The sequence below is a fragment of the Shewanella sp. KCT genome, assembly GCF_007636505.1.
GTDB lineage: Bacteria > Pseudomonadota > Gammaproteobacteria > Enterobacterales > Shewanellaceae > Shewanella > Shewanella halotolerans.
In genome coordinates this window covers 15,282-37,205 of record NZ_LVDJ01000017.1, presented here as the reverse complement: position 1 = coordinate 37,205, position 21,924 = coordinate 15,282, and the positions used below count along the sequence as shown (strand labels likewise).

Here is a 21,924-nt window from a genome sequence, read left to right as displayed (position 1 = left end):
TCGCTCCTTAGAAGGGCCACCAGTCGCTCATAAAGAACTGGCTTAACCAACCCACTTTCTGCGCGTCGGCAAAGGTACCTGTACCGCTGTACTGAATACGGGCATTGGCCACACGCTGAGAGTCTATGGTGTTGTCGGGACGGATATCTTGCGAGCGCACTATGCCGGTCAGCCTGACAAACTCATCGCCGTTATTGATGGTGATCCACTTCTCACCGCGGATCACCAGGTTACCGTTATTCAGCACCTGCATCACATTGGCCGAGATGCTACCCGACAGGCTGTTGCTCTGATCGGCATCCGACTCACGCTTAGTGTTCATGCTGTCTTTGTAGCGCAGGTCGATGGGCGAGCCGCTAATGGTGACGTTGCCACCACCGGCATAGATGGGATCCAGCGTCAAATCTGAACCCTTCTTCAACTCGTTGTTGGCGCTCTTCTTCGCCTTAGTCGACTCTTGCAGGATCACGGTAATGATATCGCCGACCTTAAGCGCCTTGATGTCCGAATAGAGACTAGAGGCCTGGCTATCCTGATACATGGAGCCCGTGGCGGCGATCTTAGTCGGCGGCGCCTCGGGATAAACTGGTGCATAGTAAGGGTCATCGGCGATCGGCTTTTGGTTGGTTGAGGCACAGCCCACCAACGCCAGCGCAACCACTAGGACAGATGACTTAGCCATAACAAACTTAGTCATATCAAACCTCTACAAATTCTGATTGACGTAAGAGAGCATCTGGTCGACGGCCGAGATCACCTTAGAGTTCATCTCGTAGATGCGCTGACTCTCGATCAGGTTCACCAGCTCCTCGGTCACGTTAACGTTAGAAGTTTCCAGCGCACCCTGACGAATGGCGCCCATGCCATCCAGAGAGGCGGTGCCCTGAATAGGCGTGCCACTGGCACCGGTTTCCAGATACAGATTCTGCCCCATAGGGTCCAGGCCGCTCGGGTTGATAAAGTCTGACATGCTCAGCTGACCAACCACCTGGTTTTCCGCCGCGCCTGGGGTCTTCACCGACACCTCCCCTTCGGCAGAGACGGTAATACTGGTGGCATCATCCGGGATGGTGATCGCCGGTTGCAGCACATAGCCAGAACCTGGGGTCACTATCTGCCCAGTATCGTCCAAGGTAAATTGACCATTTCGGGTATAGGCGGTTGTGCCGTCTGGCAGCTGCACCTCGAAGAAACCCGGGCCTTCGATCATCAGATCCAGTGAGTTGTCTGTGGTCAGCATATTGCCTTGGGTGAACATCTTCTGGGTCGCCACCACCTTGGTACCCGCACCTATGTTCAGGCCGTTGGGTAGCTTAGTATTAGAGGCGCTGATCCCCCCCGCCTGGTTGACGGTTTGATAGAGCAAGTCTTCGAAAACGGCCCGGCTCTTCTTGTATCCAACTGTGCTCGCGTTCGCCACATTATTGGAGATCACCGAGATATCTGTTTGCTGGGCATCTAAGCCAGTCTTACTAATCCATAACGCCGGATGCATAATCTATCTCCTAACTAATGCGCATTAATGACGAAGAGGCTTGATCCATCTCTTCGGCGGTTTTCATCATCTTGACCTGCATCTCAAACTGACGCTGCAGATCGATTAAAGAGACCATCTCGTCGACAGCGTTGACATTGCTACCTTCGATGGCGCCACTCTCCACGGCAACATTGGGATCGGCCGGAGCGTTAACGCCAGACATTTGACGGAACAGACCATCCTCGCCACGCATCAGGTTTTGATTACCAGGGTTAACCAATTTGATACGGCCGACCTCCTCGATCACCTCAGCGGTTGAACCGAGCGGTCTGACCGAGATGGTGCCATCTTGGGCAATCTCGACCTTTTCGATAGGAAGGGGTAATACGATGGGACCGGCATCGCCCATAACAGGGTTGCCTCTGTCGTTACGCAGCAGGCCTGAAGTATCGAAACTCAGGCTGCCAGAGCGAGTGTAGGCCTCACCGCCATCGACGGCCTGCACGGCAATCCAACCGTCACCTTTCACCGCGATATCGAGATCCCGTCCCGTGGTCTTTATGGGACCGGCGGCAAAGTTGGCCGACGGGTTCTCTGTCATCGAAAACACCCGTGTCGGCAACCCTTCGCCAAAGGCCTGCATAGATCTGGCCTGTTCCAGATCCGACTTAAAGCCGTCGGTATTGGCATTGGCAAGGTTGTTGGCACGCACTGCCAGCGAATGCATATTCTGCTTGGCGCCACTCATGGCGACATAGAGTAATTTATCCACTTGCTGCTCCGTCAATGTTTCAACTAAAACTGTCTAATAACAGAACGAAGCAAACATCATGCCAAGCAATGGATTTGGTTAAGCAGGCGAAATCAAGCAGATAGAAATGAAGCTAAGAAAGGAAAGGAGAAGCGGCAAGAGAAGCGGAAATGTGTTGCCGCCAGGGCAACACATTTCACGAATTCCACTAAGCGGCTGCTTAACGGATCTGCAGTACTGTCTGCTGCAGGGTATTGTTCACTTCCAAGGTGCGCGAGTTCGCCTGGAAGTTCCGCTGGGCCGAAATAAGGTCCACCAGCTCAGTAGTCAGGTCGACATTCGACTGTTCCAGGGCCGATGAGCGAATGCTACCGAAGGTGCCGCTGTTGGCCTCACCCGCCAGTGCCGGGCCCGAGTCCAGGCTCTCCTTCCAGGAGGTGTTACCCACTTGAGTCAACCCCTGCTCGTTGGAGAAGCGCGCCAGGGCAACGCGCGCCAGCGGCACGGTCGAGCCATTACTGTAGCTGGCGTTAATCAAGCCATCGGCGCCCACTTCCACGTTGGTCAGACGACCAACCGTAGTACCGTCCTGGCTCAGCTCGGTCACCTCGAATGGCGAGGCATATTGCGTCGGGCTGTTAAAGTTCAGCGTAAGTGTCTGGGTGCCGTCTGTACCAGGCCCCAAGACATTTGCGCCGCTCACGCCCAACTGCTCAGTGGTTATAACGGCAGGATCGCTACCTGTGTAGGCACCGGTATCGTTAAACGAGAGCACAGAGCCTTTCCAGCCGCTGGCATTAACCGCACTGCCACTAGAGTCGGCCACGCCATCACCCGTGGTATCACGGCCATAGGTGCCCGCGGCGCCCGCCAGGTCCACTTGCTTGCCGTCTACCGCATAGAAGGCCACCCAGTTACTGGTGCCTGTGTAAGCCGCCTCGGGTGGACGCACGAAATAGGTGGTCAGAATATGTGGCTCACCCAGTGAGTCGTACATGGTGACCGAAGTCGAGTTGTTATAGGTATCGGGGTCATTCGGATTAAAGTTCGCCGGATCCAGCGTGCCCTCACCCGCGTTGAGGTTCATCTGAATGCCGATATTGTCTGTCTTCTGTGGGCTACCGGCAGTGTCAGGGATCTTCACAGGCTGCGTAGTTGTCAGACTCACAGAGGTCGAATTACCATCTTTGTCCACCGGGAAGGTCTGCAGGTAGTTGCCTGCTGAGTTCACCAGGTAACTGTCGGCATCGACCTTAAAGGCACCGGCGCGGGTGTAGGAGAGATCCTGCGAGCCCACTTCCGATGAAGTCACGAAGAAACCGCCGCCATTGATCGCCATATCCAGCGCGTTGCTGGTAAATTGCAGACTGCCCTGCTGGAATTGCTGCGCCACCTGAGCCGTGGTAACACCGCCACCGACAGTGGTCTTGCTGTTGGCAAAGATAGAGCTGGCATACACGTCGGCGAACTCGGCGCGCGACTCTTTAAAGCCTGTGGTGTTAACGTTAGCGATGTTATTCGCCGTGGTATTGAGATCTTTTTGCGCCGCCGCGATACCACTCAATGCAATGTTAAATGACATAAATCACCTCACTAAAAATTTGTTATCTGTTCTGGACCTAACTGCCCTAACGCTCTGCTTTGTCTAGGTTTCAGACACGGCCAGAACATCACCGAGTTTGATACCGCCTATGCCTCTCAAGTTGAGAATTGCGCCGGTACTTGCCGTTCCCAGCGAAACACTCGTCACGTGAGCGTAGGTCGATACGGCTAAATCTTCACTCTTACCATCTACCTTGCCCGATGCCTTAATGGAATAGTTACCACTGGCAACGGGTTCCCCATCCTTATCCAGTCCATCCCAGGAGACATCTATATTGCCGCCATCGCTACCATCGACGGTGAAGGTCTTCACCAGCTGGCCTTTCTCGTCTTCGATTCGCACGGTTATCGACTCGATGGGCTCAGGGGTACTGATCACCCCTTTGAGCACGGGATCTTCCGCCGAAATATGCCCGGTATCCGATGGGATCAACACCTTCTGCCCCACTAGCCCCGAGGCCTGCAACGCCTGGCTGGAGGTCATCACGGTATTGAGGTTAACTATCTCCTCGTTGAGCTTGGTGATGCCATCAACGGTAGAGAAAGACGCCATCTGGGCGATCATCTGATCGTTGTCCACCGGCTTAAAAGGATCCTGCATCGACAGCTGCTGACTGAGCAGAGAGAAGAAATCCTCCTGGGTCAGCTCCTGACTCTTGGCCTCAGGGATCGAGGACTCCTCTTGCAGACGCATGCTGTCGAGAAACGGATTTCCCGTGGTCTGGGTGGTTGCCTGACTGCTCGACGCCTGAGGCGTCACCGACTTGGCGCTCTGGGTCGAACTGGTTTGCGCAACCTGAGTATTTAACGGATTAACTAGGCTCACGACTTACCCCCTAGGAATTGCCAATGCGTAAGGTTTGCTGAAGCATAGATTTTGCCGCGTCGGCAACCTGTACGTTCATCTGGTAGGAACGAGAGGCCGAGATCATGTTGGCCATCTCCTCCATCACATTGACATTTGGCTTATAAATAAACCCATCGGCATCCGCTAACGGATGATCGGGTGAATACTCTTTCTGTAACGGCTTATCGCTCTCGACGATACCGGCCACCTTTACCGCCTGGCTGGTATTCTGCTGATGACTAGCCTTGGCCAGCTCGGCCTCGAAAACTGGGTGACGGGCGCGATAGGTCTTATCCACACTGCTGGAGACTGAATCGGCATTAGCGATGTTACTGGCAGTGGTATTTAGTCTGACCGACTGGGCCGACATGCCAGAGCCTGCCACATTGAAGATATTAAAAAGGCTCATAATTACGTTCCTTTAAGGGCTTTTTTCAGGCCGGAAAACTTACCGTCAAGAAAACCTAACGACATCTGATACTCGAGCGCATTCTGCATAAACTCTGACTGCTCCTGCTGAATATCCACCGTATTGCCATCACCAGTATCGGGCTGATTTGGCACCCGATAGCTAATGTGCTGCTGGGAAAGCGCCGCTAAATCGAAGTGTTTTTCGTTGCTACGGCTCATCGCCAGCCCGCTTTGGGCCGTGCGCGCCGCCTGCAGCGCCTTATCAAAATCCAGGTCTTTCGCCTTGTAATGGGGCGTATCGGCATTGGCGATATTTGACGAGATCACCTCGGCACGCGCCGAACGTATCCCCAAGGTATACTGATGTATCCCCAATGCCTTATCGAAACTAATCGCCATAAAATTGCCTCCACACACGAATGCCATAAACAAAGCAATACTTGTGCCAATAAAATCCGTTATGGGTAACTTGCTAAGGCAAAGCAGATATAGAAATGGCAGGCATAAAAAATGCCAGCGATTGCTGGCATTTAAAACTTGATTGCGAACTCAGAGGGTTAGCCCCTTCAAGAGCTTAGTCTGTGACCTTAGGTCCGCTTCTGGTAATAGATCCCTGGGTTACACCTCACCATATCAAACTCGTCGGTCAGACCGGCAATCGACTCCGAGGCCCCCAGAAACAGTATCCCCTTGGGATTGAGGGCGGCAGCAAATTGCCGCAATATCTTGGCCTTTGCCTCTGGGGCAAAATAGATCAGCACGTTGCGGCAAAATATGATGTCAAACTTACCCAGCAAGGTGTAACTCTCGAGCAGGTTGTGCGCCCTAAAATTCACCAAACGCTTGACGTTTGCCTTCACCACCATGGAGCCACTCCCCGTGGGTTCAAAAAACTGGCGTTTGCGCTCCTCGGACAGACCTCGCCCCAAGGCGAGGTTGTCATATTCGGCCGCCTTACAGCGCTCTAACATGGAGGGGGAGAGATCAGTAGCCAGAATCGTCGCACTGCCGGGCAAGGCGCCAGGCTTGCGCTGCTGATATTCCAAGATGGTCATGGCTAGCGAATAGGGTTCCTGCCCCGACGAGCAAGCGGCCGACCAGATCTTCAGCGGCCGTCCCAGGCGGGCGTACTCGGGTAACAGGTTATTGGCTAACAGCTCGAAGGGATAGCGATCACGAAACCACAAGGTTTCATTGGTGGTCATGGCGTCGATCACCTCGGCACGAAGTTGCCGCTCGGTGGGCTTCATCGAATGTTTAACCACTTCAGATAATGAGGGAAGGTTATATTTCCCCATCAGAGGCGCGAGTCGACTACGAACCAAATATTGCTTATTGTCGCCCAACACAATACCGCTGTGTTGTTCCAGAAATAATTTAAATTGGTTGTACTCGGCTTCGGCAAGTGATTTATTCGGCACCTTGATATCCCAATATCAAAAAAGAAAACAGGCTACAACATACACTATAGCAAGCGTTACAGAGGTCAGCGTTATACATTAGCTAACTCACTGATACAAGCCCAAACTTAGCAAATTTAGGCTCAGGCCCTACTTAGTACAAATTACAAACTAAGATGCTTATTCACCGCCGCCGCTAATTCGTCAGGATTAAATTTCGCGATAAAGTCATTAGCGCCCACCTTCTCCACCATGGCCTGGTTAAATACGCCACTGAGCGAGGTATGCAGCACCACCTTAATGTCTTTCAATTTAGGGTTATCGCGGATCTCTGCCGTCAGGGTATAACCGTCCATTTCCGGCATCTCGATATCGGAAATGATCAGCGGGATCTCATGGGCCACGTTATCCATCTCGGCGGCGACGCTTACCAGCTTATCTAAGGCCTCGCGGCCATCTTTAGCTGTATCTATCTGCAGGCTCAAAGATTCCAGGGCACGAATGATCTGCTTGCGCGCCACAGCCGAATCGTCGATCACCATGATGTGATAGTGACGGTCTCTGTCTATAGTTAGCTGCTCGTCGACTTCTTGGCTGATCTGAGTCTTCACCGGCGAGATCTCATCGAGGATTTTCTCAACATCGAGGATCTCTACCAGCTCCCCCTCAATCTCGGTCACGGCGGTCAGGTAGGAGTAGCGGCCCGCGCCTTGCGGCGGTGGCATGATCGCCTCCCAGTTCATGTTGATGATGCGCTCGACCGACTTAACCAAGAAGCCCTGTACACTGCGGTTGTACTCGGAGATGATGATAAAGCAGCCTTCGGTATCTTCTATCGGTCTGCCGCCAGTAGCCGCGCTGAGATCGATCACCGAAATGGTCTGGCCGCGAATATGGGCCACTCCCCTCACGTAGGGATTGAGCTTAGGCAGGCCAGTCAGTGGCGGGCACTGCAGCACCTCTTTCACCTTAAATACGTTAATGCCAAACCTTTGCCGCCCGTTTAACTTAAACAGCAATAGCTCTAAGCGGTTTTGTCCTACAAGTTGGGTGCGTTTGTTAACTGATTCAAGAATACTCGACATAATGCCTTTGCCCTGTTGTCGGGTGAATGCGAAGCCGTTCCCATGGTAATTATGAGTATAGGCATACTAATTGCTTTATCTAGTTATATGACAACCAGACCTTTACTTTGTCAAATTTATGACACTCATTTCTCACAAAAAATGGCAAAGCCTTGGCTCTTAAAACGAAGTATAGGTGTAATCTGGCTAATCAAGCTAGTCAATTCATTATGAAAGTAAATTTTGCATATTTTCTGTTTTTGCTACTCATCTCTCTGCCATTAAAGGCGGCTGAGACCGCCAGCGTGCCCTCTGTATCGACCATAGCGCGATTAGCTACAGAGGCAGTGCAGGAAAAAATGGTCTTCCCCCAAGATGCCAAGGTCATTATTACCCCCCAAAGTCTGGACACCCGGCTAAATCCCCCCGCCTGTGAGGGAGACCCCAAGGCGGAAATCGCCAGCGATCGCGCCATCAGTAAAAACAACACGGTCAAGATCAGCTGCGCCAGCCCAGATCTCGATTACCCCTGGCAGATCTACATTTCGGTTCGCGTCGAGGTGCTCTTTCCTGTGGTGGTGGCCAACCAGACCTTGGGGCCAGGCGATCTCATCGAATCGGATCAAATACGCTTAGGCTATGTAGAGCAGAGCCAACTTAGGGGTCAGCAATTTGATGACCCTGCCGCAGTGACCGGCACCCGGGTAAAGCGCAGAATTCCCGCCAATCAGCCGCTGTTTGCCAGCAACCTATGCTTCGTCTGCAAGGGCGATATCGTGGCCATCTATGCACGGGCCGATAATTTTGTGATAAAAACCAACGGTGAAGCGTTAAAAGATGGTAACCTTGGCGATAAGATACAGGTGCGCAATAGCCGCTCCAACAAGACAGTTGATGCACATGTGACAGGCATTGGCGAGGTGGACGTCAGGATGTGATTCTGATGACCTTTGACGCGCAAAAATTTATACTGTTTTTTGAAACTTTATTCTAAAGCTTTGACCATGAGTGCCGATAGACAAATATGTTGATCTCATTTATGTAAGTTGGACCCCACAATGCCTATAGATATTAAGCACGTAAATACAAACACTAACAGTCGGGTTGGCAGCGCCAGCTCGAAAGCCTCGCAGGACAAAGGTGGCGCTGCAGCCACCAGCGCACCAGCGCAGACGGTGAAGAGCGATTCTGTCTCTATCACCTCTCAGGCGCAGCAGCTACAAAGTGCCCAGGCCAAGCTTAACGACATTCCTGAAATCGATATCAAGAAAGTCGAACAGATTAAGGCGGCCATCGCCGAGGGACGCTATAAGATAGATGCCGACAAACTCGCCAGTAACATAGCGCAGTTTGAAAAGGAACTTCAGGATCTTTAACTAATACGTTATGACGCAGATAACCGATATCATCGCCAATCAACACAAATTACTGGACAGTCTGAAGCAGACCATCACGGCAGAGAAGGATGCCCTGATCGCGCAAGATGCGGATCAATTGATGCGTCTGGCCAATGAGAAGGCCCAGTTGTTAAATGAGATCAAACTAGGTGATACCGAATTAGCTGCGCATCCTGACCTGGGCAGGCTCACTCAGGAGCCTCAGCTTGTTGCCTTGGTCGACGATGCCAAGCAGGCATTGGCCGAGTGTAAACAGCTTAACGAGCAAAACGCCGCGCTTATCGAACACAGCATGGCCAGCGTCAATCGTTTCTCCCAGGCACTGCAGGCCAGTCGTAATGCCAGTAGCCTCACCTATGACGGCAAGGGCAAGACCTCGACTATCTCCACGCTCGGTAATAATCTGAAAGCCTAACGACTAATATAGAGTTACAGGCTCAAGCTGAAGACATTAAAAAAGCCTCTTAATAGAGGCTTTTTTATTTGCGGGCACCTAGAAATAGGTCACTTCCTTCACCGTCTGCGGCCGATTCTGCTGCTGGTATAAGGCCCACACCTGCTGGAAGTCGAGCTCAAGCTCAGTCACATAATGATCCCCGACCGGGTAGCTCTTCACCACTTTCGCGCCGCGGATCACCCCGCTCACTGAGGCCTGAATATTATCATCGGAAAGCATCCAATCCTTCACGCTGCTCGACGCCGATAACTGCTGGCCGTAAACCTGCTCGGCTAGCTCACGGTAGGCGGCGATCTTCGATGCCTGCATCGCCATCAACACACGCTGAGATGCCTCTTTCGCAGGTTGAGTCGCCAGCGGCGCATAGCCAATTGCGGTTAACTTAGGAAAACTTTCCGGCGCCTGGGTTTCCCATTGAATGTATCTGTCTTGAGACGCACATCCACTCAGGACGAGCAGCAACACACTAATTAGATATCTCATTGCTTGACCCCTTTAATCTGGACATCTCCCTGCCCCTGGCTGCTGTAACGAATAAGCTTGCCATCCTGGGCCACCACCCTCTCAGACAGGCTAAGGTAGTCCGCCAGCTCGGCCTGACTCACACTCGCCGCTGCGACCGAAACCACACGGTTGTTAGTTACATTAACGATACGGCTGTTTACCACCACGCCATCGGGTTTAAGACTCATGGTTGACACCAATACATGCTCAACCGGCAGATCCGCTGGCAGTCGGCGCCAGTCGCGGGTCAGCAGCAGCTCACCTTGATCTGTCACCCTAACGTTCTCGCCTACATTTAGATCCACCAGATTAAACTGATGATCATGCATGGCCGCAATCAGCCCCTGTTGTATCTGTAACCCCAAGGCGTTAGTCGACTTGAGGTTATCCAGTAACACAGGCGTCGCCACCAGCAAGGGCTGCTTAGGCGTCAACTGATCGTTCTGGCGCACCAATTCATTTGCCAGCTGCTGAGTCAGATGCATCACAGATGAACTCGCAGGCAAACTATTGCCGCTCTGCAAGCTGGGCGTGGCGGGCTCATTTGCCGCGCAGGCCCCCAATAGCAACAGGGAAGATATTATCAAAGCATTTCGCATCATGATGTCCCATGGTTTTCGATATTGACCCAGGCCAATATACCTACTTGGCTGCGCCATATTTTCGGCCAACCAAACCTATTGGCAATTATGCAGCAATATATATGCCATAAGCTTAGCATTGGTCGATTTACACTTATTAGGATTAACCTCAAGTATTGGGCTCACACTCGGCGAACCCTTGAAGGACTGATTGGCATTCCTCATCCTAGTGTTCGGCAGATGACCTGACGGTGGCCAAATTTGGCTTACTTTGACTAACGTTGATTAACTTTGACTGACTTTAACCAACTAAGGCATAGATATTGCTTTGAGCATAACTAATCAATGGCAACATGAGAATGGGCGCAAAAACTGTCAGCATTTTGGCACCACCTACGCGCCAGATAAACCGGCTCAGTTGAGACAGATACAATGAAACGAATTCAATTATTATTGCTGTTACTCGCCGCCTTCAACTCTCAGGTGATGGCTCAGTGGCTTGAGGCCCAGGGCGAAGCCAAGATCATCAATGGCAATATCACCCAGGCGCGAGAAGATGCCATAGCGCAGGCGCTGAGCTATGTCACATTACAATCCGGTGGCCAGTTTACTAGCATGCAGCAGACTCAGAACGGTCAGCTGACACAGACCCAGTTCTCTATGTCGCAGCAGGCCGAGGCCGGCCGCGTTGAGCTTATCAGTGAACGTATCCAGGGCGATACTCTCAGCGTCAGCCTAAGAGTCGATGTGCTTCAAAACGCTAAGGGGCAAACCTGCGGCACGAGTCAACTCAAGGCGGCCATCCTGGTGCCCCAGGCGCAAATTGCCGATCGCAGCCAACTCAGATATGGCAACCTTGGCAACTTCGAGAAGGCCCTGTCGGAGAAGCTCGGCAACATCATCGCCCGCGAGGGCAAGGCGAGTTTCGCCCATGTTCATGCCAACGAGCGACTCGATATCGAGCAGTCATTGATCGACATCCGCGGTTATCGCCTCCCCAGCTGGCTTAGCGAGATCACCGACAGCCAATACATTCTGCTGCCGGAGATCATCGACATCTCCACCGAGCCGGTCGAAGCCAGCCTGTTTGGCCTCTGGGATAGCTATCCTCAGCGTCAGTTTCAGCTACGTCTATCTCTGTATCATGGCATCAGCGGCGAACAGATCTGGAGTGAGTACTATGACGCCCCTGCCCCATGGGAATTTGAGCGCCAAGCGACGGTACCGGCCCAGAGCAACCGTTTCTGGGCATCCAGCTATGGTAAGAACATCGAAATGCTGCTGACCCAGGCCAGCGAAGATATCGACAAGGTGCTCGACTGCCGCCCATTACTTGGGCAGGTGGTCTCCCGTGTCGACAACCGGGTGATCATCAATCTTGGGCGCAATCATGGCGTGAAAGTTGGGGATAAATTCCAGCTGGTGCTACAGCAAAACCTGCCGGATAGGCTGGATAATATGCGTGCGGTCGCCAGCGAATCGCGCGCCAAGATCACCATAGACCAGGTGACACAGGAAAGCGCCACCGCCCTGCTACAAGGCGCTAACGGCGCGATCAACATACAAATTAACGACATCGCGATTAAAATCTAACTTAATTAGTGCACTAATTAAGCAACTAAATCTAAAGCCTTTTCATCGCGATGAAAAACAGTATAATCACTTGCGTCTCCCTATAGCTCAACAGGATAGAGCAGTCGCCTCCTAAGCGATCGATCGGGGTTCGAGTCCCTGTGGGGAGACCAGCCAAGTTTAGTTATTCTAAATAATTTGTGACCAACTAAAAGCGGTACACTTTTTTACTAACTTCCTTATCATTCATTTTTCAACTTGGTTAAGTGTCAGATTTTTGTCGTCGTTATGCCGTTATAAAAGAAACATTTAGACTATACTAGTCACAACCGAACCTACCCCAAAAAAAACACAAATTAAATCAACAACTTAATTATTGATTGCTTATAACTTATTTAGTTTCTGCCAACAAACTTCAATCGCTAACAGTCGAATCTTTGGCTCGTATTTTGCTTATTTATGTTGTGCCCCTCCAAATATTGAACTAGGTAGAAGTGGTAAGCTTTCGTTATGACTTATAGTCACTTAAGATAACTTACTATAATTTAGTAAAATATTTAATTGCAACTGGTAGCAAAATGACAGACATATTGAGATTGATTGGGAGAGAGAAAGCCCTTTTCACATCAGACATAGAACGACACAACCCCATGTTGAGTAAAGAGGTCAGTCGTTCTCGTTTTTTAGTCTTGGGGGGAGCCGGTTCTATTGGTCAAGCTGTTGTTAAAGAGATTTTTAAGCGTTCTCCTTTAAAACTCCATATCGTTGATCTCAGTGAAAATAACTTAACCGAACTTGTCAGAGATATACGCAGCTCTTTTGGTTATATTTCAGGTGACTTTCAAACTTTTGCACTAGATATCAACTCAATTGAGTACGATGCCTTCATCGAACAAGACGGAAAATATGACTATGTGCTAAACCTCTCAGCACTTAAGCATGTCAGAAGTGAAAAAGACCCCTTCACCTTGATGCGTATGATCAATGTCAATGTTTTTAATACGGACAAAACAATAAAACAATCTATAGCTAAAAGTGTTAAAAAATACTTTTGTGTTTCTACCGATAAGGCTGCGAATCCGGTGAATATGATGGGCGCATCCAAACGGATCATGGAAATGTTTCTAATGCGGCGCAGTGAACAAATCTCTATCTCCACAGCCCGTTTTGCTAATGTAGCATTTTCAGATGGTTCTTTACTACATAGCTTTAATCAACGCATTCTGAAACAGCAACCAATCGTCGCTCCAACTGACGTAAAACGCTATTTCGTTACTCCGCAAGAATCTGGTCAACTCTGCTTGATGTCTTGTATTTTTGGCTGTAATAGAGATATATACTTTCCCAAGCTGAACGAATCAACTCACCTCATATCCTTTGCCGAAATAGCGACTCGCTACCTCGCAGAACGAGGATTTGAAGTCTATCTTTGTGAGTCAGAAAAGGAAGCAAGAGAGCTATCATCTACCCTACCGGCTAAAGGTCTGTGGCCATGCTATTTCACTATAAGTGATACCACTGGTGAAAAGGATATTGAAGAGTTCTATACGAGTAAAGAGAACTTAGATATGGACACCTTTGCCGAACTAGGCATTATTAAAAATGAGCTAGAATACAACCTTCAACTAATCGAGTTATTCGAGCAAAAAATTCAGTCCATGATACAAGAAAAAATTTGGAGTAAGAAACAATTAGTCGCGCTATTTTCCTTAATGTTACCCGAATTTGGTCATAAAGAAACGGGAAAGTCTCTCGATGAAAAAATGTAAACTAATAGAACTTCAAAGGTAACGCCCAATGCATTCATTGATTGAATTTATTCGGGCTACTTATCAAACAGATGAGTTTATTCCGTTACACGCTCCAACTTTTACAGGTAATGAGCAAGCATATGTAACGGAAACCATCGCGAGCACTTTCGTCTCTAGCGTTGGGCGATTTGTGAACGATTTCGAAAGTAAAATTGAAGACTTTACTAAATCCCCAAAAGCAGTTGCTACATCAAGTGGCACCAGTGCTTTGCATACTGCCCTCTATATGGCGGGTGTGAAATGCGGTGATTTAGTCATCACTCAAGCCCTAACTTTTGTTGCTACTTGCAATACTTTATACCACATGGGTGCAGAGCCTATTTTTGTTGATATTTCAAAAAAAAGCTTAGGTTTGAGCCCTTCAGCCGTGAAAGCTTACTTACAAGAGTATGCTGTGATCGACGAACAAGGGGCATGCATCCATATAGAAACTAATCAGATTATTAGAGCCCTAATGCCGATGCATACATTCGGACATCCGGTTGAACTCGATGAGCTAAAACTAATTTGTCAGCAATGGAATCTAATTTTAATTGAGGATGCTGCTGAAAGTTTAGGCTCCTTCTACAAAGGAAAGCATACTGGTACTGTTGGTGAGTTTGGCGCGCTCAGTTTTAACGGGAATAAAATCATTACTACGGGAGGTGGTGGTATGTTATTAGCTAGCAGTATAATCGATGGCGAGCGCGCTAAACATATCACGACTACGGCTAAAGTGCCTCATCCATACGAGTTTTACCATGATGAAGCAGGTTTCAATTATCGAATGCCTAATCTAAATGCAGCACTTGGTTGTGCGCAAATGGAAAGCTTACCCCTTTTTATAAAACAAAAGCGGGCATTGGCGAGACACTACCAGACATTCTTCGAAAGCAGTGATCTTCGATTTGTTAAGGAACCAGGTTATGCCAAGTCGAATTATTGGCTCAATGCCGTAATCTGCCCAGATATACGTTATCGAAATGAAATACTAAAAATAACTAACGAGGCAGGTGTAATGACCCGCCCTGTATGGCAATTAATGCACCGCTTACCAATGTTTAAAAATGCGATGCGTAGTTCGCTGACCAATTCTGAATTTATCGAGTCTCACCTTATTAACCTGCCAAGTTATCCAACAAATCTGGAATCAATTTATGCCTAAAAAAATTGCAGTATTCACAGGTACTAGGGCAGATTATGGGCTCCTATATTGGCTACTTTCTGATATAAGAGCTGAAAAAAGTTTAACTCTTCAACTAATTGTTTCAGGAAGCCATCTTTCACCTGAATTCGGAAATACATTCGAACAAATAGAAACTGATGGATTTAAAATTGATGAAAAGGTTGAAATGTTACTTTCGTCCAACTCCCAAGTTGGAACGGCAAAAAGTGCTGGATTAGGAATAATTGGCTACGCTGAAGCGCTAGACAGATTAAAACCTGATGTATTAATAATATTGGGTGATCGGTATGAAGCTTTAGCTATTGCGCAGACAGCGACGATTCTCGGAATAACTATATTACATATACATGGTGGCGAAATAACCGAAGGCGCCTATGATGATGCATTTCGACACGCTATCACGAAGCTCAGCCATGTTCATTGCACCTCAACAGAAGCTTACAGGCAACGCGTTATCCAAATGGGGGAGATGCCCGATAATGTACATAATGTTGGTGCTATAGGGTTAGATCACATCCATCGCAGTAATTTGATGACGATAGATGAACTATCGGCTTCACTGAACTTCAATTTTAATAGCCCCTATTTTTTAGTCACATATCATCCAGTAACACTGAGTGATGAGCCCACAGAAGCAACATTTCATGCTTTGCTCTCAAGTTTAAATAGTTTTCCATCACATCAAGTGATTCTAACTTACCCAAATGCAGACAATGGCTCTAGGGGCGTCATTTCTATGATTGAGGACTATAGTCGAGAGTCAAACGGAAGGGTCTTAACAATCCCCTCACTGGGGCAAACAAGATACCTAAGTGCCGTAAAACATGCTGCTGTGGTCATAGGTAACTCTTCTAGCGGTATTATTGAAGTCCCCTCTTTCAACGTCCCAACCGTTAACATAGGTGCACGACAACGTGGCAGACTTGCCGCAACTAGTGTTATCACATGCCAGCCAACTAGCAAATCAATAACAGAAGCGATCAATCATGCTCTCGTTAAATTGCCAGAGCTAAAGCATTCCCCTGTAATGAATCCTTATGGAAAAGGTCATGCGAGTCAATCAATTGTGAAGATTTTAAAGTCAATGGCTCAAAGGCCCATGAAGTGTTTTTACGATATAAAGGCAGACATTAAATGACTTTAATTATTGCAGAAGCTGGCGTAAATCATAATGGTAGCGAAGCGTTAGCAATTAGCTTAATTGATGCAGCATATGACTCAGGAGCTGACATTGTAAAATTTCAGACTTTTAAAGCGAAAAGTTTAGTCACTCATGAAGCTAAACAAGCAAATTATCAAATCACTAATACTCAAAAAACTGAGTCACAACTATCAATGTTGAGCCGCTTAGAGCTAAGTTATGAAGCCCACCTGCGCTTGGTAAGTTATTGCGAAAAACTTGGGATACAGTTTCTATCAACGGCATTTGATTCTGAAAGTTTGGGGTTTCTTGTTGATGATCTTCAAGTGCAAACATTAAAAATTGCATCGGGTGAAATTACAAATGCTCCATTTTTACTTGAACATGCGCGCACGGGCTGCGATCTTATTTTATCAACCGGTATGTCGACCTTAGCGGACATAGAATTGGCATTAGGTGTTATTGCATTTGGCTTAACTGCAGCAACTAATGTTCCTCCGAGTAAAGAAGCGTTCCAAGCTGCCTACGCTTCTAGTGAGGGACAACAAGCGCTAAAAACTAAGGTAACATTATTGCATTGCACTACAGAGTATCCAGCTCCATTTGACCAAATCAATCTAAGAGCAATCGACACCTTGGCTTCAGCGTTCGCCTTACCTGTAGGATATTCAGACCATAGTAAAGGGATCGCCATTCCTATAGCTGCTGCTGCCCGTGGGGCTCTTATCATTGAGAAACACTTTACTTTAGATAAAAAGTTACCCGGCCCAGATCATAAAGCGTCGCTAGAACCAGATGAATTAAAGGATATGGTGACCGCAATTCGCACCGTTGAACTCGCTATGGGCAATGGTATAAAAGCCCCACAGGCATCAGAACTTAAAAACCTTCCAATAGCTAGAAAAAGTATCGTCACCATTACAGATATAAAAAAGGGTCAACTATTTTCAGAGCATAATATTGCAATCAAACGCCCTGGTACGGGTAGCAGTCCAATTCAATATTGGCAAAAGCTCAACACCGCAGCAGAGCGAGATTATAGCGCCGGCGAGGTGATCAATGACTAAACCAATCATCATGCTTGGCTCGGGTGGGCACGCAGCGGTAATAGCCGATATTATACAGCAGCTCGATTACACTTTAATCGCTGTAGTCAGCCCTAGCAGCGAACGTCGCTCTCTATTTTCTGGTATACAACATTTTGCTTCTGATGATGATATTTTACAATTCTCTAATGATGAGGTTAAATTAGTCAATGGTTTGGGCGCCTTACCTGGACAAAGTTTACGTCATCAACTTTTTGACCACTTTACTCAGCTCAATTATCAATTTGAATCAGTCGTATCCCCATACGCCATGCTATCTCAATATACGACTATTGGCGCTGGAGCACAGATTTTAACAGGTGCGATAATACAAACTGGCTCAATCGTGGGCTGCGGAACAATCATTAACTCAGGAGCGATCATAGAGCATGATTGCCACATTGGTACTAACTGCCATATCGCTCCTGGAGCAACAATTTGTGGTGGTGTGTGCATAGGCGAATACTCTCATATCGCACCGGGTGCCAATATAATACAAGGCATCTCTATAGGTAAAAATTGCGTTGTTTCGGCTGGCGCGACTGTAACTAAAGATATGCCTGACAATTCAATTGCCTATGGCTATCGAAGCAAGATAGAGATAAGGTCATAACATGAGTCAAATATTGAAAAATGTGACAATATCACCGGAAAAGACACTCCGAGATGCCTTACAGCTAATAAATTCACAGGCACTTCAAGTTGCTTTAGTTACCGATGACAATCAACGTCTATTAGGCATTATCACTGATGGCGATATTCGTAGGGGGCTGCTCAAAAATCTATCGCTTGATGCTAGAGTGACAGAAGTAATGAACACTAGTCCAAAAACAGCTTCGCCTTCAACGTCAAAGAAAAAGCTGCTTCAATTAATGCAACAACACAGTATTTTATCGATTCCACTGGTTAAAGATAATATTCTTGTAGGCTTAGAGACATTAAAAAGTGCCCAACAGCAATCCTATTATAAGAATCCAGTACTGATAATGGCTGGCGGCTTTGGAACGCGTCTCAAACCGCTAACAGATAAGTGTCCAAAGCCAATGCTAAAAGTGGGTAATAGGCCACTGTTAGAGATTGCACTGTCGAATTTTATCCAAGCTGGATTTACAAATTTCTATATCTCAACCCACTATATGCCAGAACAAATTAGGGCGTATTTCGGTGATGGTAGTCAATGGAATGTGAAGATCAACTATGTTCACGAAGAAAAACCATTAGGAACTGGAGGGGCCATCGGATTACTCCCCAAAGAACTGCCACAGTTACCGGTAATAGTCATGAATGGCGATATTTTAACTAAAGTGGATTTTCAACTTTTACTTAAGTTTCATCATGAAAATAATGCCGATGCGACTATGTGTGTTCGAGAATACGATTATCAGATCCCTTATGGAGTGATCAGCGGCACAGGGAATCGCATAACTGATATGGTAGAGAAACCTGTACAACGATTCTTTGTTAATGCGGGAATTTATGTCATCAATCAAGATATTATAAAAAGTGTTTCAGCTGATACTTATATTGATATGCCCACATTATTAGAGAAAAAAATTGCGGATAAAGGACAAGTACTCATGTTTCCAATACATGAATACTGGCTAGATATAGGTCGTATGGATGACTTTAAACAAGCCCAAGTCGATATTTGCGCTATCGGTTTTGAAGAATGAATATCCTTGCGGTTATCGGATTTGGCAACATTGCCAGACGACATAGACAAAACCTAAAATTACTCTTTCCAAAAGCGAGTATCATTGCAGTTTCTGCCAGTGGAAGAGTTGTAAATGAGCCAGTAGAATTTGCTGACCTTGTACTATCTGATATGACCAAACTTATCGATAGTAAACCTGAACTGGTCATTATTGCCTCCCCCTCTCCTTTTCATGAGGCTCATGCCAGCGCTCTAATTAAAAATAAAATTCCAGTACTAATAGAAAAACCATTAGCCTCAGAACCAGAAAGTGCCGATCGAATTATATCGCTCACTCAACAATATTCTAGTCAAATTGCAATTGGGTATTGCTTAAGATATCTCAGTTCCGCAATTGTCATCAAGCAACTGATATCTGAAAACTTTATCGGTGAAATCTATAACTGCTCAGCAACTGTAGGGCAATATTTGCCTGATTGGCGCCCCAACAAACATTACACGGAATCAGTCTCCGCTCAAAAATCTCTTGGCGGTGGTGCTCTGTTAGAATTGAGTCATGAATTGGATTATTTGCATTGGTTATTAGGTCCGTTAGAACTAAATTACGCTCAACTAAGATCCACAAATGAGCTTGCTCTAGACGTTGAAGAAATCGCAGATCTAATATTAACAACTCAAAGGGGAACGGTCTGTTATATCCACATGGATTTCATCCAAAAGCAAGCCCAAAGAGAGTGTGCATTTATAGGGGCAAAAGGCAGGCTGCATTGGAACTTAATCACCAATACCATTACTCACCACAATCATGAAGGTACACAAATACTGTACTCTCAGCCCAAATGGGATAAGAACCAAATGTATCTGAACATGGTGACTGAATTTATATCACGTATTCAAAACAATGAATGTTCATATTCAGCGCTAGAAGAAGCACATAAAACCATAGCATTAGTCGCTAAAATCAAACAAAAAGCGAAATGGGGAGTCGTACAATGACACGATACGCCTTTATTTTTGCTAGAGGAGGTTCTAAGGGGCTTCCAAGAAAGAACACGAAAGACTTATTGGGCAAACCTCTGATCGTATACTCCATCGAGACCGCTCTTAAAGTCGCGAATATAGATAAGGTATTTATCTCAACCGATGATACTGAAATTGCCGAAATTGGTTTGGCTGCTGGAGCAGAGGTGATAAACAGGCCTACGCATTTGGCCTCAGATGATTCACCAGAATGGCTTTCTTGGCAACATGCCATTAATTGGGTGACTAGCAAATATGGTGAATTTGAACAATTTATTAGCTTACCAGCAACGAGCCCACTAAGAAGTATAGAAGATGTTGAGTCTGCGATGGATAAGCTTAATCACACTGCAGCAGATATTTGTATCTCAACTACCCCGGCCAACCGTAGTCCATACTTTAATATGATTAAAGAGACTACTTCAGGCAATGTGGAGTTAGTTAATACTGGTTCAGCAGAAGTCTATCGACGTCAAGATGCTCCTCAGGTTTATGATATTACAACAGTTGCTTATGTTGCCAGGCCGAACTACATTATGAAGAACAACGGTCTTTTCGCTGGAAAAGTAACTCATGTCATCATTCCAAAAGAGAGAGCTATCGATATCGATGATATCTATGACTTTAAATTAGCCGAAGCCATTTTAAGCAGTAAGGGACAGCTATGCTAACAGGAAAAACGATTCTAATTACTGGAGCAGCAGGTCTTCTAGGCTCTCAACTTACAGCTGCAATACTCGCACAAGGTGCTAAAGTCATAGCCGCAGACTTATCAGTCTCTAGCATGAAATCGAAATTTAAAGAGTTAATAAAAACGAATAATGACTCATTAACTTTAGCAGCCTTAGATGTCACAAATGAAATTGAAGTAAAACAGTTTTTTTTGGAACAAAATGAAATTTCAGGTGCAGTTAATTGTACCTACCCACGAAATACACAATATGGCACTAACTTCTTGGAAGTAAAATTAGATAGTTTTAACGAAAATCTTTCATTGCATTTAGGCTCTTCATTTCTATTTATGCAACAATGTGCAGCGCTATTTATCCGACAACAATCACCTCTATCGGTAGTAAATGTATCATCTATCTATGGTATCGTAGCGCCAAAATTCTCTATCTATGAGGGCACGACAATGACAATGCCCATTGAATACGCGGCCATCAAATCTGCATTACTCCATCTTAATAAATATGTCGCTGCATTTGTTAAAGATAGTCGTTTTAGAGTCAATAGTATTAGCCCTGGCGGAATATTTGATCACCAACCAATTTCTTTTATAGAGGCATATAAAAAGTCAACCCACGGACATGGCATGCTTTCGCCTAATGACCTAACTGGTACAATTATTTTTTTACTATCACAGCAATCTCAATACGTTACTGGACAAAATATCATCGTAGATGACGGATTCACACTATAAATTATGCTTAAGAAACTTAAATATTGGCTTAACGTAAAACGCATAGGACCTGATATCCCTCTGACTCACTTTCTTCTACATTCCAAACGGCTTGGTAGATGGTTGTGTGAAAGAAAATATGCTAAATTTGGCAAAAACAGTGTGATGAGACCTGGCAGCTATGCCATATGTTCCGATCATATTGCTATTGGTGAAGAGGTCGTTCTAAGGCCAGGAACCATGCTTTTTGGCTCTGAACATGGGGAGAAATTGGTCAATATAACCATTGAAGACTTTGTTTTGATAGGTTCTGGAGTCCATATATATACGTCCAACCATGAATTTAACGACCCTAGTCTACCCATTTTTTTTCAAGGGCATAAATCTGTAAAACCAGTCCTTATATGTACCGGTGCATGGATTGGAGCAAATGCTATTGTTTTACCCGGCGTCACCATAGGAAAAAATAGCGTTGTAGGGGCAGGATCAGTCGTAACTAAAGATGTTCCTCCTTATGTTGTTGTTGCAGGACAACCAGCTAAAATTATTAGAAATATAAGATAAATACAATATGGATGTTTGT

25 protein-coding genes and 1 tRNA gene are annotated in these 21,924 nt (G+C 46.7%); 15 read left to right on the top strand and 11 right to left on the bottom strand.

Annotated elements, in window-relative coordinates:
• Window positions 1-7: 7 nt before the first annotated feature.
• The 9 genes from flgH to AYI87_RS18740 form a co-directional block, all read right to left on the bottom strand.
• The gene (flgH, locus tag AYI87_RS18780; protein ID WP_041407052.1) at window positions 8-682 is read right to left on the bottom strand and encodes a flagellar basal body L-ring protein FlgH; all 675 of its coding nucleotides are present in this window, start codon (window positions 680-682) and stop codon (window positions 8-10) included.
• Window positions 683-706: 24 nt separating this feature from the next.
• On the bottom strand, window positions 707-1,495 hold the full coding sequence (gene flgG, locus AYI87_RS18775; RefSeq protein ID WP_011865151.1) for a flagellar basal-body rod protein FlgG: 789 nt from the start codon (window positions 1,493-1,495) through the stop codon (window positions 707-709).
• A gap of 10 nt (window positions 1,496-1,505) precedes the next feature.
• A complete protein-coding gene (gene flgF / locus AYI87_RS18770) occupies window positions 1,506-2,249 on the bottom strand; it encodes a flagellar basal-body rod protein FlgF (protein WP_144204191.1) in 744 nt (247 codons plus the stop codon).
• A gap of 199 nt (window positions 2,250-2,448) precedes the next feature.
• Window positions 2,449-3,810, bottom strand: a complete 1,362-nt coding sequence (flgE, locus tag AYI87_RS18765) for a flagellar hook protein FlgE (protein WP_144204190.1) — start codon at window positions 3,808-3,810, stop codon at window positions 2,449-2,451.
• Between the two features lie 63 nt (window positions 3,811-3,873).
• Window positions 3,874-4,656 carry a flagellar hook assembly protein FlgD gene (flgD, locus tag AYI87_RS18760; RefSeq protein WP_011865148.1) on the bottom strand — a complete coding sequence of 261 codons (783 nt, stop codon included), beginning with the start codon at window positions 4,654-4,656 and terminating at the stop codon, window positions 3,874-3,876.
• A 10-nt stretch (window positions 4,657-4,666) separates the two neighbouring features.
• Window positions 4,667-5,086: a flagellar basal body rod protein FlgC gene (gene flgC, locus AYI87_RS18755; protein WP_011865147.1), complete on the bottom strand. Its 420-nt coding sequence runs from the start codon at window positions 5,084-5,086 to the stop codon at window positions 4,667-4,669.
• Between the two features lie 2 nt (window positions 5,087-5,088).
• A complete protein-coding gene (gene flgB / locus AYI87_RS18750; RefSeq protein WP_011865146.1) occupies window positions 5,089-5,487 on the bottom strand; it encodes a flagellar basal body rod protein FlgB in 399 nt (132 codons plus the stop codon).
• A gap of 188 nt (window positions 5,488-5,675) precedes the next feature.
• Complete coding sequence (locus AYI87_RS18745) at window positions 5,676-6,515, bottom strand: CheR family methyltransferase (protein ID WP_186300677.1); 840 nt, start codon at window positions 6,513-6,515, stop codon at window positions 5,676-5,678.
• A 137-nt stretch (window positions 6,516-6,652) separates the two neighbouring features.
• Window positions 6,653-7,573 carry a chemotaxis protein CheV gene (locus AYI87_RS18740; protein WP_144204188.1) on the bottom strand — a complete coding sequence of 307 codons (921 nt, stop codon included), beginning with the start codon at window positions 7,571-7,573 and terminating at the stop codon, window positions 6,653-6,655.
• 209 nt (window positions 7,574-7,782) lie between these two features.
• Here AYI87_RS18740 and flgA point away from each other — a divergent pair, with 209 nt between their 5' ends.
• The 3 genes from flgA to AYI87_RS18725 all read left to right on the top strand — a co-directional run bounded on the left by flgA (window position 7,783) and on the right by AYI87_RS18725 (window position 9,364).
• The gene (gene flgA / locus AYI87_RS18735) at window positions 7,783-8,490 is read left to right on the top strand and encodes a flagellar basal body P-ring formation chaperone FlgA (protein ID WP_144204187.1); all 708 of its coding nucleotides are present in this window, start codon (window positions 7,783-7,785) and stop codon (window positions 8,488-8,490) included.
• Between the two features lie 120 nt (window positions 8,491-8,610).
• The gene (gene flgM, locus AYI87_RS18730; protein ID WP_144204186.1) at window positions 8,611-8,928 is read left to right on the top strand and encodes a flagellar biosynthesis anti-sigma factor FlgM; all 318 of its coding nucleotides are present in this window, start codon (window positions 8,611-8,613) and stop codon (window positions 8,926-8,928) included.
• A gap of 10 nt (window positions 8,929-8,938) precedes the next feature.
• Entirely contained in the window at window positions 8,939-9,364 is a 426-nt protein-coding gene (locus tag AYI87_RS18725; RefSeq protein ID WP_144204185.1) for a flagella synthesis protein FlgN, read from the top strand.
• A 78-nt stretch (window positions 9,365-9,442) separates the two neighbouring features.
• Here the strand turns inward: AYI87_RS18725 and AYI87_RS18720 are convergent, their stop codons facing one another.
• The gene (locus AYI87_RS18720) at window positions 9,443-9,889 is read right to left on the bottom strand and encodes an LPP20 family lipoprotein (protein WP_144204184.1); all 447 of its coding nucleotides are present in this window, start codon (window positions 9,887-9,889) and stop codon (window positions 9,443-9,445) included.
• Entirely contained in the window at window positions 9,886-10,497 is a 612-nt protein-coding gene (locus AYI87_RS18715) for a FlgO family outer membrane protein (RefSeq protein WP_313955037.1), read from the bottom strand. The genes AYI87_RS18720 and AYI87_RS18715 overlap by 4 nt, the downstream gene beginning before the upstream one ends.
• Window positions 10,498-10,923: 426 nt before the next feature.
• On the opposite strand from AYI87_RS18715, the gene AYI87_RS18710 reads away from it, so the two are divergent.
• From AYI87_RS18710 to AYI87_RS21275, 12 genes are all read left to right on the top strand, one after another.
• Window positions 10,924-12,084, top strand: a complete 1,161-nt coding sequence (locus tag AYI87_RS18710) for a flagellar assembly protein FlgT (protein WP_144204182.1) — start codon at window positions 10,924-10,926, stop codon at window positions 12,082-12,084.
• Window positions 12,085-12,160: 76 nt separating this feature from the next.
• Window positions 12,161-12,236, top strand: a tRNA-Arg gene (locus AYI87_RS18705).
• A gap of 405 nt (window positions 12,237-12,641) precedes the next feature.
• Window positions 12,642-13,832, top strand: coding sequence for a UDP-N-acetylglucosamine 4,6-dehydratase (locus AYI87_RS18700; protein ID WP_144204181.1), 1,191 nt, complete (start codon window positions 12,642-12,644; stop codon window positions 13,830-13,832).
• 28 nt (window positions 13,833-13,860) lie between these two features.
• Window positions 13,861-15,018 (top strand): LegC family aminotransferase, encoded by a 1,158-nt coding sequence (locus AYI87_RS18695; RefSeq protein ID WP_144204180.1) that lies wholly within the window; start codon window positions 13,861-13,863, stop codon window positions 15,016-15,018.
• Complete coding sequence (neuC, locus tag AYI87_RS18690; RefSeq protein ID WP_144204179.1) at window positions 15,011-16,177, top strand: UDP-N-acetylglucosamine 2-epimerase; 1,167 nt, start codon at window positions 15,011-15,013, stop codon at window positions 16,175-16,177. Before AYI87_RS18695 ends, neuC begins: the two co-directional genes overlap by 8 nt.
• On the top strand, window positions 16,174-17,247 hold the full coding sequence (gene neuB, locus AYI87_RS18685) for an N-acetylneuraminate synthase (RefSeq protein WP_144204178.1): 1,074 nt from the start codon (window positions 16,174-16,176) through the stop codon (window positions 17,245-17,247). Before neuC ends, neuB begins: the two co-directional genes overlap by 4 nt.
• Window positions 17,240-17,878 (top strand): acetyltransferase, encoded by a 639-nt coding sequence (locus AYI87_RS18680; RefSeq protein ID WP_144204177.1) that lies wholly within the window; start codon window positions 17,240-17,242, stop codon window positions 17,876-17,878. The genes neuB and AYI87_RS18680 overlap by 8 nt, the downstream gene beginning before the upstream one ends.
• 1 nt (window position 17,879) lies before the next feature.
• On the top strand, window positions 17,880-18,938 hold the full coding sequence (locus AYI87_RS18675) for a nucleotidyltransferase family protein (RefSeq protein ID WP_144204176.1): 1,059 nt from the start codon (window positions 17,880-17,882) through the stop codon (window positions 18,936-18,938).
• The gene (locus AYI87_RS18670) at window positions 18,935-19,915 is read left to right on the top strand and encodes a Gfo/Idh/MocA family protein (protein ID WP_144204175.1); all 981 of its coding nucleotides are present in this window, start codon (window positions 18,935-18,937) and stop codon (window positions 19,913-19,915) included. Before AYI87_RS18675 ends, AYI87_RS18670 begins: the two co-directional genes overlap by 4 nt.
• The gene (locus AYI87_RS18665; RefSeq protein WP_144204174.1) at window positions 19,912-20,610 is read left to right on the top strand and encodes a cytidylyltransferase domain-containing protein; all 699 of its coding nucleotides are present in this window, start codon (window positions 19,912-19,914) and stop codon (window positions 20,608-20,610) included. Before AYI87_RS18670 ends, AYI87_RS18665 begins: the two co-directional genes overlap by 4 nt.
• Window positions 20,604-21,362: an oxidoreductase gene (locus tag AYI87_RS21280; protein WP_186300673.1), complete on the top strand. Its 759-nt coding sequence runs from the start codon at window positions 20,604-20,606 to the stop codon at window positions 21,360-21,362. Before AYI87_RS18665 ends, AYI87_RS21280 begins: the two co-directional genes overlap by 7 nt.
• 3 nt (window positions 21,363-21,365) lie before the next feature.
• The gene (locus tag AYI87_RS21275; protein WP_186300672.1) at window positions 21,366-21,905 is read left to right on the top strand and encodes an acyltransferase; all 540 of its coding nucleotides are present in this window, start codon (window positions 21,366-21,368) and stop codon (window positions 21,903-21,905) included.
• Window positions 21,906-21,924 lie beyond the last annotated feature (19 nt).